The 15289-nt window shown below is 68.5% G+C and carries 13 protein-coding genes; 10 read left to right on the forward strand and 3 right to left on the reverse strand.

The genetic code is table 11. The annotated features are described in order from the left end of the window. Positions 1 to 126 precede the first annotated feature (126 nt). Positions 127 to 1728, forward strand: coding sequence for an ABC transporter substrate-binding protein (locus tag ACQPZG_RS27700; protein WP_433548423.1), 1602 nt, complete (start codon positions 127 to 129; stop codon positions 1726 to 1728). An 85-nt stretch (positions 1729 to 1813) separates the two neighbouring features. After that, the gene (locus ACQPZG_RS27705; RefSeq protein ID WP_433548424.1) at positions 1814 to 3409 is read left to right on the forward strand and encodes an ABC transporter substrate-binding protein; all 1596 of its coding nucleotides are present in this window, start codon (positions 1814 to 1816) and stop codon (positions 3407 to 3409) included. A 122-nt stretch (positions 3410 to 3531) separates the two neighbouring features. Here ACQPZG_RS27705 and ACQPZG_RS27710 read toward each other — a convergent pair whose 3' ends face one another. Both ACQPZG_RS27710 and ACQPZG_RS27715 read right to left on the reverse strand, forming a co-directional pair. Further along, positions 3532 to 4203 (reverse strand): response regulator, encoded by a 672-nt coding sequence (locus ACQPZG_RS27710; protein WP_433548425.1) that lies wholly within the window; start codon positions 4201 to 4203, stop codon positions 3532 to 3534. Between the two features lie 100 nt (positions 4204 to 4303). Continuing rightward, positions 4304 to 5383, reverse strand: a complete 1080-nt coding sequence (locus ACQPZG_RS27715; protein WP_433548426.1) for a PD-(D/E)XK nuclease family protein — start codon at positions 5381 to 5383, stop codon at positions 4304 to 4306. A 136-nt stretch (positions 5384 to 5519) separates the two neighbouring features. Here ACQPZG_RS27715 and ACQPZG_RS27720 point away from each other — a divergent pair, with 136 nt between their 5' ends. The 3 genes from ACQPZG_RS27720 to ACQPZG_RS27730 all read left to right on the forward strand — a co-directional run bounded on the left by ACQPZG_RS27720 (position 5520) and on the right by ACQPZG_RS27730 (position 9377). Beyond that, on the forward strand, positions 5520 to 7271 hold the full coding sequence (locus ACQPZG_RS27720; RefSeq protein WP_433548427.1) for a site-2 protease family protein: 1752 nt from the start codon (positions 5520 to 5522) through the stop codon (positions 7269 to 7271). 58 nt (positions 7272 to 7329) lie between these two features. Further along, positions 7330 to 8235, forward strand: a complete 906-nt coding sequence (locus ACQPZG_RS27725; RefSeq protein WP_433548428.1) for a tRNA (adenine-N1)-methyltransferase — start codon at positions 7330 to 7332, stop codon at positions 8233 to 8235. Positions 8236 to 8825: 590 nt separating this feature from the next. Further along, positions 8826 to 9377: a hypothetical protein gene (locus ACQPZG_RS27730; RefSeq protein ID WP_433548429.1), complete on the forward strand. Its 552-nt coding sequence runs from the start codon at positions 8826 to 8828 to the stop codon at positions 9375 to 9377. 14 nt (positions 9378 to 9391) lie between these two features. Here ACQPZG_RS27730 and ACQPZG_RS27735 read toward each other — a convergent pair whose 3' ends face one another. Next, entirely contained in the window at positions 9392 to 9712 is a 321-nt protein-coding gene (locus ACQPZG_RS27735) for a ferredoxin (protein ID WP_433549578.1), read from the reverse strand. 243 nt (positions 9713 to 9955) lie between these two features. Between ACQPZG_RS27735 and arc the strand changes: the two genes are divergently transcribed. The 5 genes from arc (at position 9956) to prcB (ending at position 15248) form a co-directional block, all read left to right on the forward strand. Then, on the forward strand, positions 9956 to 11722 hold the full coding sequence (gene arc, locus ACQPZG_RS27740; protein ID WP_185030845.1) for a proteasome ATPase: 1767 nt from the start codon (positions 9956 to 9958) through the stop codon (positions 11720 to 11722). A 263-nt stretch (positions 11723 to 11985) separates the two neighbouring features. Continuing rightward, the gene (dop, locus tag ACQPZG_RS27745) at positions 11986 to 13497 is read left to right on the forward strand and encodes a depupylase/deamidase Dop (RefSeq protein ID WP_433548430.1); all 1512 of its coding nucleotides are present in this window, start codon (positions 11986 to 11988) and stop codon (positions 13495 to 13497) included. 135 nt (positions 13498 to 13632) lie between these two features. Next, positions 13633 to 13851, forward strand: coding sequence for a ubiquitin-like protein Pup (locus ACQPZG_RS27750; protein ID WP_185031130.1), 219 nt, complete (start codon positions 13633 to 13635; stop codon positions 13849 to 13851). Between the two features lie 6 nt (positions 13852 to 13857). Further along, positions 13858 to 14451, forward strand: a complete 594-nt coding sequence (locus ACQPZG_RS27755) for an endonuclease VII domain-containing protein (protein WP_433548431.1) — start codon at positions 13858 to 13860, stop codon at positions 14449 to 14451. Then, the gene (prcB, locus tag ACQPZG_RS27760) at positions 14403 to 15248 is read left to right on the forward strand and encodes a proteasome subunit beta (protein ID WP_433548432.1); all 846 of its coding nucleotides are present in this window, start codon (positions 14403 to 14405) and stop codon (positions 15246 to 15248) included. Before ACQPZG_RS27755 ends, prcB begins: the two co-directional genes overlap by 49 nt. The last annotated feature ends 41 nt before the right edge of the window (positions 15249 to 15289 follow it).

The following is a 15289-nucleotide window of genomic DNA, read 5'->3' on the forward strand; positions in this document are numbered from 1 at the left end:
CGCGAGAACTTCGCCGGACCCCTGCGGCTCGGTAACCGGCCCGAACTGCATCCCCAACTGGCGGACAACGGCGAAGTGTTCGCAGACCGCTGCAATGCAGCCGCCGGTTGAGGGAGAACGTCCAGGATGAACCGCAAGACATGGGTACTGCCGGCAGTCGTCGGCCTGCTCGCCCCGGCACTCGCCGCGTGCGGCGGCGGGTCCGACAGTGGCGAGGGCAGCGGGTCCATTGTCGTCGGCACCACGGACCACTTCGTCGCCACCAAGGAGGCCCCGGCCCCCTTCGACCCGGCACACGCCTACGACGTCGGTGCCTGGAACGTCCTGCGGCAGTCCCTGCAGACCCTGATGCGCGTCCCGCGCGGCGGCGGCGAACCCGTCCCCGAAGCCGCCCAGAAGTGCGGATTCACCGACACCCAGAACACCAGCTACCGCTGCACCCTGCGCAGCGGCCTGAAGTTCTCCGACGGCAAACCGCTGGACGCCACCGACGTCAAGTTCTCCATCGACCGCGTCCTGAAGATCCAGGACGAGAACGGCCCCGTCACCCTCCTCGCCAACATCGACACCGTCGAGACCAAGGGCGAGAACGAGGTCGTCTTCCACCTCAAGACCCCCGACGCCACCTTCCCGTACAAGCTGGCCACCCCCGCCGCCTCCCTCGTGGACAACGCCACCTACGCCCCCGACAAGGTGCGCGCCGGCTTCCGGGTGGACGGCTCCGGCCCGTACACCGTCGAAGTCGAGACCAAGGGCCAGACCGTCACCAAGACGGTCTTCACGAAGAACCCGCACTACAAGGGCGACGTCACGTTCCAGAACGACAAGGTCGAGATCCGGTCCTTCGACGACTCCGCCGCCATGGAGAAGGCCCTGCGCGACGGCGAGATCGACACCGTCTCGCGCACCCTGACGCCCCAGCAGGTCAACAGCATGTCCGCGAGCAACGACCAGTCCCTCAAGCTCACCGAACTGCCCGGCCTGGAGATCCGCTACCTCGGCTTCAACACCGCCGACCCGGTGATGAAGAAGAAGGCGGTACGCCAGGCCATGGCGTCCGTCATCGACCGCACCAAGCTCACCAGCGAGGTGTACGGCGCCACCGCCGAGCCGCTCTACTCAGTGGTCCCCACGACCATCACCGGCCACAAGAACTCCTTCTTCAACAAGTACCCCGCCGCGGACCTGAAGAAGGCCGCCGACCTGCTGCGCGGCGCGGGCGTCCGCACGCCCCTCAAGGTCACCCTCAACTACACGACCGACCACTACGGCTCCGTCACGAAGAAGGAGTTCGAGGTGCTCCAGCAGCAGCTGAACGCCTCCAAGCTCTTCGACGTCACCCTCAAGGGCACCGCGTGGAGCGAGTTCTCCCCCCAGCAGAAGGCCGGCAAGTACGCCGTCTACGGCATGGGCTGGTTCCCCGACTTCACGGACGGCGACAACTACGTCGCCCCGTTCCTGGACAAGGACAACTTCCTCAACAGCCCCTACGCCAACGCCGAGATCCGCGACACCCTCATCCCGCAGTCCCGCCGCGAAGCCGAACGGGGCTCGGCCGTTCCCGCCTTCGAACGGATCCAGGACATCGTCGCCGACGACGTACCGATCCTCCCGCTGTGGCAGGGCAAGCAGTACCTCGTCTCCCGCACCGACATCACCGGCACCGAGTGGGCGGTCAACTTCGCCGCCGACCTCCAGCTGTGGGAACTCGGCCGCGGCGTCGCCTGACCCACGCACGCCCCTCACCCCTACACCCCCACCTCGTACGCCACCCCTCGTACGACGTACAGACCCGGAAAGTGTGAATCGCGCGGTGCAGATACGAAAGCCATGGCTGACCGCCCCCCTCGCGGCAGGACTCTCGGCAGGCCTCCTCGTCGGATGCGGCACCTCCGACGGCTCCGACGCCGGCCAGAACGCCGGAACCGGCAAGGGCATCGTCATGGGCATGTCCGACGAGATCAAGGCCATCGACCCCGCCTCCGGATACGACCCCGGCTCCTGGCTCCTGTTCAACAACGTCTTCCAGTCCCTGATGGCCTTCCCCAAGGGCAGCTCGGAACCCGAACCGGAAGCGGCCCGCAGCTGCGCCCTCGACAAGGGCAGCACCGTCTACCGCTGCACCCTGCGCGACGGCCTCACCTTCAGCAACGGCAACGAGCTCACCTCCAAGGACGTCAAGCACTCCTTCGAGCGCATCCTGAAGATCAACGACCCCGCCGGGCCGGCCGTCATGCTCTCCACCATCAAGAGCATCGAGACCCCCGACGACAAGCAGGTCGTCTTCCACCTCACGGTCCCCGACGCCACCTTCCCCAGCAAGATCGCCTCCGGCGCCGGTTCCATCGTCGACCACCGCGAATATCCCGCCGACAAGCTGCGCACCGGCAACAAGGCCATCGGCTCGGGACCGTACCGCCTGGACTCCTACGAAAAGGACCAGGCCGTCTTCGCCGTCAACGCCAACTACCGCGGCACCGCCGAGGTCCAGAACACCGGCATGACCCTCAAGCTCTTCCACGGCGACCAGAAGGCGCTGGGGGACGCACTCAAGAAGGGCAGCATCGACCTCGCCTACCGAGGACTCGACGCCAAGGAACTCGCCGAGACCGAGGCCGCCGCACTCGACGGCAAGCACCCCGTCCAGCCCATCGAAGGCAGCAGCGCCGAGGTCCACCACCTGGTCTTCAACATGAAGGACCCGGTCGCCGGAAACGTCGCCGTCCGCCGCGCCGTCGCCCACCTCGTCGACCGCGACGCACTCGTCCACGACGTCTACCGCTCCACCGCGACCCCCCTCTACTCGATCATTCCCGCGGGCATCACCGGCCACAACACCGCCTTCTTCAACCGGTACGGCGGCTCCCCCCAGCCCGACAAGGCCAAGAAGGTCCTGCGCGCGGCAGGCATCAAGGACAAGGTCAAGCTCACCCTCTGGGCCACCCCCACCCGCTACGGACCCGCCACCGTGGACGAGTTCAAGGCCCTCGCCGCCCAGCTCAACAGCAGCGGCCTCTTCACCGCCGACGTCAAGTCCGTCCAGCAGGAGCAGTACGAGAAGGACATCGCGGCCGGAAAGTACGGCGTCTACGTCAAGGGCTGGATCCCGGACTACCCCGACCCCGAGAACTTCACCCAGCCGTTCTTCGGCAAGGGCAACGTCCTCTCCAACAACTACGAGAACGCCGAGATCACCGGCAAGATCCTCCCCGCCACCGCGGCAGCCGCCGGCCGCGGCGCCACCGCGGACGACTTCGACCGCCTCCAGAACGTGGTCGCCGAGGACGTCCCGATCATCCCGCTGTGGCAGGGCAAGCAGTACGCCGTCGCCCGGGACGGCATCACCGGACTCGAATGGACCCTCGACTCCTCCACGGTCTTCCGCTTCTGGGAGATCAGCAAGAACTGAGCGGCCGGCCGCACCACACCGTCGAACGGCGCCCCCGTACGACGACCCGCACACCGTACGACGGAGGGGCCCCACCGGACACGATCCGGTAGGGCCCCTCCCGCACGCAGCGAGCGGAACCGCTACTGAGCGCCCGGACGCACCAGACCGCTCTCGTACGCGTACACCGCCGCCTGCACCCGGTCCCGCAACCCCAGCTTCGTCAGCACGTGCCCGACATGCGTCTTGACCGTCGTCTCGCTCACGAACAGGTCCGCCGCGATCTCGGCGTTCGACAGGCCGCGCGCCACCAGCTTCAGCACCTCCACCTCACGCTCGGTCAGCGTGTGCAAGGTGTTCGGCACCTCGTCCTCCCCGGACGGCAGATGATCCGCGTACTTGTCCAGCAACCGGCGCGTGATGCTCGGCGCGAGCATCGCCTCACCCGCCGCCACCACCCGGATCGCCTGCACCAGCTCGTGTGCGGGAGCGTCCTTCAGCAGGAACCCACTGGCCCCCGCACGCAGCGCCTCCACCACGTACTCGTCCAGGTCGAACGTCGTCAGCACCAGAACCTTCGCCGGGCCGTCCCGTCCCGGACCCGTGATCTGCCGCGTCGCCTCGACACCGTCCATCCGCGGCATCCGGATGTCCATCAACACCACATCGGGCTGCAACGCCCGCACCTGATCGAGCGCCTGCAGACCGTCACCGGCCTCACCGACGACCGCGAGGTCCTGCTCGGCCTCCAGAATCATCCGGAACCCGGTGCGCAGCAGCGGCTGGTCGTCAACCAACAGGACGCGGATAGCCACGTGTACTCCTTCTCTAGACGGCCCCATTCTGCCCTGCCGCCCGAGCGCCGCACCCGCCCGGGGGACAACCCCGAACCTCCTGCCGCAGCGCCCCCGCAAACTATTCCGCGGTCTCCCGCGGCCGGACCTCCCGGGGCTGTGCCGCCACGCGGACAGCCTCCGGGCCCCCGCCCGGTGTCCCCGCCGCTTCCGGCCCCCGGACCGCCTGTGCCTGCGCTGTTCCGGGGGCGACCTCCGGACCCCCGGCGGGTGCTTCTGGGGGGTGCTGCTCCCGGTTCTCCTCCGGCTGTGCTGTTCCGGGGGTGACCTCAGGGCCCCCGGCGGGTGCTTCTGCCGCCTCCTGCCCGCGGATCTCCAGCGGGTAGACCGGTGGCGTCCCGCCGAACTCGGGACACACCGCCCGGTGGTCGCACCACCCGCACAGCTTCGTCGGACGCGGACGCCACTCGCCCGTCGCCGTCGCCTCCTTGATCGACTCCCACAGCGCGTGCAGCTTTCGCTCCATCCGCTCCAGGTCCGCCTCGTTCGGGTCGTACGTCATCACGTCGCCACTGCCCAGATACACCAGCTGGAGCCTGCGCGGCACGATCCGCTTCCACCGCCAGATCACCAGCGCGTAGAACTTCATCTGGAACAGCGCGCCCTCCGCGTACTCCGGACGCGGCGCCTTCCCCGTCTTGTAGTCGACGATCCGCACCTCGCCCGTCGGCGCCACGTCCACCCGGTCGATCACGCCGCGCAGCCGCAGCCCCGACTCCAGCTCCGTCTCCACGAACAGCTCCCGCTCGGCGGGCTCCAACCGGGTCGGATCCTCCAGCGTGAACCACTTCTCGACCAGGTCCTCCGCCTGCCCCAGCCACCGCGTCAGCCGCTCGCCCTGCGCGTCGTCCGCGAACAACTCCGACAGCTCCGGCTTCGACTCCAGCAACCGGTCCCACTGCCCCGGCACCATCGCCCGCGCCTTCGGAGCCGTACGCTCCACCGCCGGATCGTCGAACAGCCGCTCCAGCACGGCATGCACCAGCGTCCCCCGGGTAGCAGCCTCACTCGGCTTCTCCGGAAGCTTGTCGATCACCCTGAACCGGTACAGCAGCGGGCACTGCATGAAATCGCTCGCCCTGGAGGGTGACAGCGAAGTGGGCCGCCTCGCCGCAGCCGCCGGACCGGAACTCGTATTCATGACTCCGACCCTACGGCCCGCCACCGACAACGCCCCCCTACCATCGACGACAGACCCTCCCGCACTGCATGATCAGGGCATTGCCCCGCACATCGGCAACAGGGCGGCAGAGAGCGTACGCAGACGAAGGGACCCCGTGGACGAGCGCGACGAGAGCGGCGAGGCCGGCGACGGCCGACGCCCCAGGCCCGGCACGGCAGACACCACCACCTCCGCCGGCCCCACGGACACCACCGACCCCGCCACCTCCACCGAGGGCGGCCCCTCGGCCACGCCCACGGCCCCGGACGCCCCCGCGACGGCCCCCGCCCCGGACGCCCCCGGCGCGGGCAGGCCCCAGGACGCCAGCACGGACACCGACCCGGCGCCCCGCACCCCCGCACCCGACAGCGACACCGGTCCCGCGTCCGGCGATACCGCTCCGGGCGCCGTCTCCGAGCCCGGACCGCCCCCGAGCCGCCCCGACGGCAGCGCCCCCGCCGCCGCCGACCACGGCCCGAACCCGAACAGTCCCACCGGCACCGGCACCGGCACCGGCACCGGCACCGGCACCGACCACGCCCACCCCTCCGCCACCGGGAGCACCATCAGCGGGAGCACAGGGAGCACAGGGAGCACAGGGAGCACAGGGAGCACCCGGAGCACCGGGAGCACAGGCAGTACCGGGAGCACCGGGCGGAGCACGAGCAGCAGCAACACCGGCAGCGCGCCGGGCAAGACCCCCAAACCCCCCGGCGAACCCGGAGGAGGCATCCTCATGGGACGGCCCTTCGGCGTGCCCGTCTACGTCGCCCCCAGCTGGTTCCTCGTCGCCGCCCTGATCACCTGGGTCTTCGGCGGACAGATCGACATCGTCCTGCCCGAACTCGGCGCCGCCCGCTACCTCGTCTCCCTCTTCTTCGCCGTCGCCTTCTACGCGTCCGTGCTCGTCCACGAGCTCGCCCACACCGTCGCCGCCCTCCGCTTCAAACTCCCCGTCCGCCGCATCCAGCTCCAGTTCTTCGGCGGCGTCTCCGAGATCGAGAAGGAGACCGAGACCCCCGGCCGGGAATTCGTCCTCGCCTTCGTCGGCCCCCTCCTCTCCCTCGTCCTCGGCGGCCTCTTCTACCTCGCCATGGACCTCGTCGAAGCGAGCACCGTCCCCGGCGTCCTGCTCGCCGGCCTGATGATCTCCAACCTCATCGTGGCGGCCTTCAACCTGCTCCCCGGCCTGCCCCTCGACGGCGGCCGGATGCTCCGTGCCGTCGTCTGGAAGATCACCGGCAACCCCATGACCGGTACCGTCGCCGCCGCCTGGGTCGGCCGCGCCCTCGCCGTCGCCGTCCTCATCGGCCTCCCCCTCCTCACCCACACCGGCGCCCTCGGCAACGACACCGAGGACATCACCGGCATGGACACCGTCCTCGACGCACTCCTCGCCGCGATCCTCGCCGCCATCATCTGGACCGGCGCCGGCAACAGCCTCCGTATGGCCCGCCTGCGCGAGCACCTCCCCGCCCTGCGCGCCCGCACCCTCACCCGGCGCGCCGTCCCCGTCGAACCCGCCACCCCCCTCTCCGAAGCGCTCCGCCGCGCCAACGAAGCGGGCGCCCGCGCACTCGTCGTCGTCGACGCACAGGGCCGCCCCACCGCCCTCGTTCGGGAAGCCGCCATCGTCGGCGTCCCCGAACACCGCCGCCCCTGGGTCGCCGTCAGCGGCCTCGCCCAGGACCTCACCGAGGACATGCGCATCCCCGCCGGACTCGACGGCCAGGACCTCCTCGACCGGCTCCAGACGGCCCCCGCCACCGAGTACCTCGTCGTCGAGGACACCGGCGAGATCTACGGCGTCCTGTCCACCGCCGACGTCGAGCGTGCCTTCGTCAACGCCATGGCCCGCCCCCAGTGAGACCCCGGCCGGAACGGGCCCGGCGCGAGGGCACCCAAACAGCCGGTAGGCTGGTCACATGTCCGAACCGACCGGTGCCGCCCGCCGACGCGGGCCCTTCAAGGTCGGGGACCAGGTCCAGCTGACTGACCCCAAGGGCCGCCACTACACGTTCACGCTCGAAGCCGGGAAGCAGTTCCACACCCACAAGGGTGCCTTCTCGCACGACGAGCTGATCGGGGCGTCCGAGGGCAGTGTTGTCCGTACCACGGGGAACGTCGCCTACCTGGCGCTCCGCCCCCTGCTCCCCGACTACGTCCTGTCCATGCCCCGCGGCGCAGCCGTGGTCTACCCCAAGGACGCGGGGCAGATCCTGGCCTTCGCCGACATCTTCGCCGGCGCCCGCGTCGTCGAAGCCGGAGTGGGCTCCGGCGCACTGAGCGCCTTCCTGCTGCGCGCCATCGGCGACCACGGGATGCTGCACTCCTACGAGCGCCGCCAGGACTTCGCGGACATCGCCCAGGGCAACGTGGAGCGGTACTTCGGCGGCCCCCACCCCGCGTGGACCCTCACCGTCGGCGACCTCCAGGACAACCTGTCCGACACCGAGGTCGACCGCGTCGTCCTCGACATGCTCGCCCCCTGGGAAACCCTCGAAGCCGTCTCCAAGGCGCTCGTCCCCGGCGGCATCATGTGCGCCTACGTCGCCACCACCACCCAGCTCGCCAGGACCGTCGAGTCCATCCGCGAGATCGGCTGCTTCGCCGAGCCCCAGCCGTGGGAATCCATGGTCCGCAACTGGCACGTCGAGGGCCTCGCCGTCCGCCCGGACCACCGCATGATCGGCCACACGGGCTTCCTCGTCACCGCCCGCCGCCTCGCCGACGGCGTCGAGCCCCCCATGCGCCGCCGCCGCCCCTCCAAGGGCGCCTACGGCGAGGACTACGAGGGCCCCAACAAGGAGCGCGGCAGCGGCCAGGTCTGACCGCCCGGCCCACCGCCCCCAACAGACCGGCGCCGCCGTCCAGTTCCCGGACCGACACGAGAACTGGACGGCGGCGCCTTTTGCTTGCCCACCCGTGGGCTTCCCAGCCCACCCGTGGGCACCATCCCATCCCACCCCGTGGGCACCACCACGCCGAGCAGCTCCGCCACGGCACACGCGGAGCGACCGGCCCACGTACGCGCGCGTGGAAGCTACGGCACACGCGGAGCGACCGGCCCAGGCACGCGCGCGTGGAAGCTACGGCACCCGTGGAGCGACCGGTCCGGGCACGCGCGCGTGGAGCGACCGGCCCGGGCACGCGCGCGTGGAGCGACCGGCCCACCGCGTCAGTGAGGGCCGGGATCCGGTCCTGCCTACGCGCGACCGCGGTCCGGTCCTGCGTACGCGCGACTGCGGTCCGGTCGCACCTACACGCGAGTGAAGCCCCCGCAGGGCCCCGCCACGGCCCTCCGCGACGTCACGCGCACTTCCGCCCCGGCGTTCCGCTCCGCCGCACCGTGTGGCACGATGCTGGCCACCCTCCCGTCGCCGACGCCCCTGGCGCCACAGCCCCACAGGAGACACCCCGCGTGCACACCCCCGCGCCCACGGCCCCCGCACACGCCCGGCCCCGCGCGGTGCACTGGCTGATCACCGCCGCAGCCACCGCAGCCGTCATAGCGGGCGCCGCCCTCCTCCAGCCCGCCACCGCCACCGCCACCCAGGAAACCCCCACTGCGGCCGAGGCACGCCCCGCCCCGGACCCGAAGGCGGCCACGTACCCCCTGGAGTGCCGGGGCGGCGCACCCCGCGTCGTGAACCGCGCCACCGGCGACCTCGACGGCGACGGCCACCCCGAAACCGTCGCCGTCGTCCGCTGCGACGCCGGCATCGGCACACCGCCGAGCGGGATCTACGTGCTCACCTCACCCCACCGCGTCGTCGCCACCCTCCTCGACCCGCGCGACGGAGAGAACGTCACCGAGATCGCCATCGCCGGAGGCGCGGTCGCCGCCACACTCCTCGGCTACTCCTCCGACGCGGTCGCCCGCTGCTGCCCCGACCGGACCCAGAAGGTGAAATGGCAGTGGCGGAACGGGAAGTTCACCCGCTCCGCCACCCCCGACGCCCGCGGCGTCTGAAACACAAGGCCCAGCTACTCCGCGTCCGGCCCGTACACCTCGACGCTGTCCGAAACGCGACGTACATGAATGCAGTCGCCCGGGCACTCCTTCGCCGAGTCCACGACGTCGTTCAGCAGCGTCAGCGGCACCGGCGTCGTCGCCCCAGGCGTCTGCAGCAACTCGTCGTCACCGCTCTTGACGTACGCCAGCCCGTCGATGTCGAGCTCGAAGACCTCCGGCGCGTACTGCGCACAGATGCCGTCACCGGTGCAGAGGTCCTGGTCGATCCACACCTCAAGGGGGTCGCCTGCCTGGGCGCCCTCTGCGGTGGGAGCCTTCTCCTCCACGGTCATATCTCCTGCCGTTCCCTGCGCGGTATGCACCAATTGAAGCCAGCCCTGACGGGTGTTGAACACTTCGACGATACAACCGCCCGCTTTCCGATGTTGCTGGGTGGGTATCCCCCCTCCATGAGGGAGTACGCAAGGGTGAAGATCAGACACTCCTCGATCCTGTTTGTGATCTAGGGGTTTCAACCAGCACCCACCCAGGTAGGGTCAGGAAGCGTCCAGCTCCCCTTGGAGGAGGTGAGGACCGTGGCAGCCCACGACGACGACATCAACCGCGGCATCCGGCCCGCGCGAGGGTCCGAGGACCCCGCCGGACAGGTTGCCTATCTAGAGCAGGAAATCGCCGTCCTGCGACGCAAGCTCGCCGACTCTCCGCGTCATACGAGGATTCTCGAAGAGCGGATCGTCGAGCTGCAGACCAACCTGGCAGGCGTGTCCGCACAGAACGAGCGGCTCGCCAACACACTCCGCGAGGCCCGCGACCAGATCGTGGCCCTCAAGGAAGAAGTGGACCGGCTCGCACAGCCGCCGGCCGGCTTCGGTGTGTTCCTGGAGGCCAACGAGGACGGCACGGCCGACATCTTCACCGGAGGACGCAAACTCCGGGTGAACGTCAGCCCGAGCGTCGAGCTCGAAGAGCTCCGGCGCGGCCAGGAAGTCATGCTGAACGAAGCGCTCAACGTGGTCGAGGCCATGGAATTCGAGCGCGCAGGGGACATCGTCACCCTCAAGGAGATCCTTGAGGACGGCGAGCGCGCCCTGGTGGTCGGGCACACCGACGAAGAGCGGGTGGTGAGGCTCGCCGAGCCGCTGCTGGACATCACCATCCGCCCCGGCGACGCCCTGCTGCTGGAGCCCAGGTCCGGCTACGTCTACGAGATCATCCCGAAGAGCGAGGTCGAGGACCTGGTCCTCGAAGAGGTCCCGGACGTCGACTACGAGAAGATCGGCGGCCTGGGCAACCAGATCGAACTGATCCGCGACGCGGTCGAACTCCCCTACCTCTACCCCGACCTCTTCAAAGAGCACGAACTGCGACCCCCGAAGGGCATCCTGCTCTACGGACCGCCCGGCTGCGGCAAGACGCTCATCGCCAAAGCCGTCGCCAACTCCCTCGCCAAGAAGGTCGCCGAAGTCACCGGCCGACCCCAGGGCAAGTCCTACTTCCTCAACATCAAGGGCCCCGAACTCCTCAACAAGTACGTCGGCGAGACCGAGCGCCACATCCGCCTGGTCTTCCAGCGCGCACGGGAGAAGGCGAGCGAAGGCACCCCCGTCATCGTCTTCTTCGACGAGATGGAATCCCTCTTCCGCACCCGCGGATCAGGCGTCAGCTCGGACGTGGAGAACACCATCGTCCCCCAGCTGCTCGCCGAGATCGACGGCGTGGAAGGCCTGGAGAACGTCATCGTCATCGGCGCCTCCAACCGCGAGGACATGATCGACCCCGCGATCCTGCGGCCCGGACGACTCGACGTCAAGATCAAGATCGAGCGCCCGGACGCCGAAGCCGCGAAGGACATCTTTGCCAAGTACCTCAAGGCGACCCTGCCGCTGCACTCCGACGACCTCGCCGAGCACACCGGCTCCAAGGACGCCGCAGTACACGGCATGATCCAGACCGTCGTCGAGCAGATGTACGCGGAATCCGAGGAGAACCGCTTCCTGGAGGTCACGTACGCCAACGGCGACAAGGAAGTCCTGTACTTCAAGGACTTCAACTCCGGCGCGATGATCCAGAACATCGTCGACCGGGCCAAGAAGATGGCCATCAAGGCCTTCCTCGACCAGAACCAGAAGGGCCTGAGGATCGCACACCTCATCCAGGCCTGCGTGGACGAGTTCAAGGAGAACGAGGACCTCCCCAACACCACCAACCCCGACGACTGGGCCCGCATCTCCGGCAAGAAGGGCGAACGGATCGTCTTCATCCGCACGCTCGTCACCGGAAAACAGGGCGCGGACACCGGGCGCTCCATCGACACGGTGGCCAATACGGGCCAGTACCTCTGAAGCACAGCCCGGCTGCGGATACCCCCCGGGTATCCGCAGCCGGTTGCTTTCCCCCGCAACCCCGGCCATCCGAGCGGGACTTCCGCACACAACAGGGCAATGACGGATTTGATCTCCCCACCAGCGCAAAGGCGTTCTAGGCTCTTCCGTACCGCCACCGCCGGGCCGCACAGTGCGGGGACGGGCACCGCACACGCACCCGAGAACCAGCGGTACTTGAGCGCCGCCCCAGGACGGGGGCGACGCCGGGCAAGGAGGGCCGCATGACCGTACGGCGAGTAATGGGCATCGAGACGGAATACGGAATCTCCGTCCCCGGCCACCCCAACGCCAATGCCATGCTCACCTCGTCCCAGATCGTCAACGCCTACGCGGCGGCGATGCACCGGGCGCGCCGCGCCCGCTGGGACTTCGAGGAAGAGAACCCGCTGCGAGACGCCCGAGGCTTCGACCTCGCCCGCGAAGCAGCCGACTCCAGCCAGCTCACCGACGAGGACATCGGCCTGGCCAACGTCATCCTGACCAACGGCGCCAGGCTCTACGTCGACCACGCACACCCCGAGTACAGCTCCCCCGAAATCACCAACCCCATGGACGCCGTCCTCTGGGACAAGGCCGGCGAGCGCATCATGGCCGAAGCCGCCGAACGCGCCGCACAGCTCCCCGGCGCCCAGCCGATCCTGCTCTACAAGAACAACACCGACAACAAGGGCGCCTCCTACGGCACGCACGAGAACTACCTGATGAAGCGGGAGACCCCCTTCTCCGACATCGTGCGCCACCTCACGCCGTTCTTCGTCTCCCGCCAGGTCATCACAGGCGCAGGACGGGTCGGCATCGGCCAGGACGGCAACGAACACGGCTTCCAGATCAGCCAGCGCGCCGACTACTTCGAAGTGGAGGTCGGCCTGGAGACCACCCTCAAACGCCCCATCATCAACACCCGCGACGAACCCCACTCCGACGCCGAGAAGTACCGCCGGCTGCACGTCATCATCGGCGACGCGAACCTCTCCGAGATCTCGACCTACCTGAAGCTCGGTACGACGGCGCTCGTCCTGTCGATGATCGAGGACGGCTTCATCAACGTCGACCTGGCCGTGGACCAGCCTGTGCGGACCCTGCACCAGGTCTCCCACGACCCCTCGCTCCAGCACCTGATCACCCTGCGCAGCGGACGCTCACTGACCGCCGTCCAGCTCCAGCTGGAATACTTCGAGCTGGCCAGGAAGTACGTCGAGGACCGGTACGGGGCGGACGCCGACGACCAGACCAAGGACGTCCTCACCCGCTGGGAGGACGTGCTCAACCGGCTGGAGAACGACCCGATGAGCCTGTCCGGGGAACTGGACTGGATCGCCAAGCGGGAGCTCCTGGAGGGCTACCGCCGCCGCGACAACCTCGAATGGGACGCACCCAGGCTCCACCTGGTCGACCTCCAGTACGCGGACGTACGACCCGACAAGGGGCTCTACAACCGGCTGGCGGCCCGCGGCAGGATGAAGCGCCTGCTGGACGAGAGCGCCGTCCAGCGGGCCGAGAACAAGCCCCCGGAGGACACCAGGGCGTACTTCCGCGGCCGCTGCCTGGAGCAGTACGCGGACGACGTCGCGGCGGCCTCCTGGGACTCCGTGATCTTCGACCTGCCGGGCCGGGACTCGCTCCAGCGGGTGCCGACGCTGGAGCCGCTGCGGGGCACCAGGAACCACGTCAAGGAGCTCCTGGACCGGTGCCGCACGGCGGACGAACTGGTCCGGGTGCTGTCCGGCGGCTGAAGCGCGGCTGAAATGCGCGGCAAGTGGGAATCACAGAAGTACGGAGCGAATGTCGGAGCCTGGTTATAGGGTCTGATCAACGGTCCGGTGAGCGACCGGCTGCAAAAGCATCCAACCGAGCGGGGTGAGGTAGAGATGGCGAGCAAGGACACCGGCGGCGGACAGCAGAAGGCGACGCGTTCCACCGAGGAGACCGAAGAGCAGACTGCGGAGGCGCAGGGCTCGGAAGACCTCAAGGAACGCCAGGAGAAGCTTTCGGACGACGTGGACTCGGTTCTCGACGAAATCGATGACGTACTTGAGGAGAATGCAGAGGAGTTCGTGCGGGGATTTGTTCAGAAAGGCGGAGAATAGGGCGTTATGTCCGATTCGCTTGAAGCGAAGAAATGTTCGCGTTGTCAGCAGGTTCTTTCCCGGGATGCTTTTGCGCGTAATAAAGCATGCCGGGATGGGCTCCAAGCCTATTGCCGGAATTGCTGGGCGGAGTATTACCAGGAACGCCAGATTGCGCGCGGAAAGACCGTCCGGCAAAAGGTAGAAGTGCCTGAAGGGTACAAGTTCTGCCGAACCTGCGAGCAAATCAAGCCGCACAGTGAATGGTGTCGGAATCGAACCGCTCCCGATGGCCTGGACACCCTGTGCAAGCCTTGTAAGGCAGAAAAGAGCCGGGCGAGTCATTTCAAGCGTTCGTACGGCATCACCCTCGCCCAACGCGACGAAATGATCGCCTCGCAAGCAGGGGTCTGCACGATCTGCCTGAAGGTCCCCGCCGTGCATGTGGATCACTGCCACGAGACGGGTAGGGTCCGGGGCGTACTGTGCTTCAACTGCAACGCGGCCATCGGACAGTTGGGAGACGATCCCGGCAGTCTGCGTCGGGCCATCGCATACCTGGAGGGAAACGCGTGGAAGCCAACACTCGTAGCACCGGGCGTCTACCAGCTGCCTTCCTGACGCCCGGGTCGTCCTCGTTCATGGACTTCCTCGGGGAGCACTCGCCGGAGATGCTCCCCGGCAAGCGGGTGCTGCCGCCCGTGCAGGGCGTCATCGAAGCGCCGCACGGAACGACCATCGTGGCCGCCGCCTTCCCCGGCGGCGTCGTTCTCGCCGGCGACCGCCGCGCGACCATGGGGAACATGATCGCCCAGCGCGACATCGAGAAGGTCTTCCCGGCGGACGAGTACTCGGCGGTCGGGATCGCGGGCACGGCCGGGCTCGCCGTCGAGATGGTGAAGCTCTTCCAACTGGAGCTTGAGCACTTCGAGAAGGTGGAAGGCGCCCAGCTCTCGCTCGAAGGCAAGGCGAACCGCCTCTCGACCATGATCCGGTCGAATCTCGGAATGGCCATGCAGGGCCTCGCGGTGGTGCCGCTGTTCGCCGGTTACGACGTCGACCGTGAGAAGGGGCGCATCTTCTCCTACGACGTCACCGGCGGCCGCTCGGAGGAGCACGGCTACGCCGCCACCGGGTCGGGTTCCGTGTTCGCCCGCGGTTCGATGAAGAAGCTCTACCGGAACGACCTGACGGAGCAGGAGACCACCACCCTGGTCATCCAGGCGCTCTACGACGCGGCCGACGACGATTCGGCGACCGGCGGGCCCGATGTGGCGCGGCGGATCTATCCGATCGTGACGGTCATCACGGAGGAGGGTTTCCGGCGGCTTTCGGACGACGAGTCCGCCGAACTGGCGCGGGCGATTCTGGCGAAGCGGCTGGAGCAGCCCGACGGGCCGCGTGCCGCGCTTCTCTGAAGTTCCGCGCGTATTCTCCTGGGCTTCTTCGATGTTTTTGC

This window comes from Streptomyces sp. CA-294286 (assembly GCF_050947155.1).
Lineage (GTDB): Bacteria > Actinomycetota > Actinomycetes > Streptomycetales > Streptomycetaceae > Streptomyces.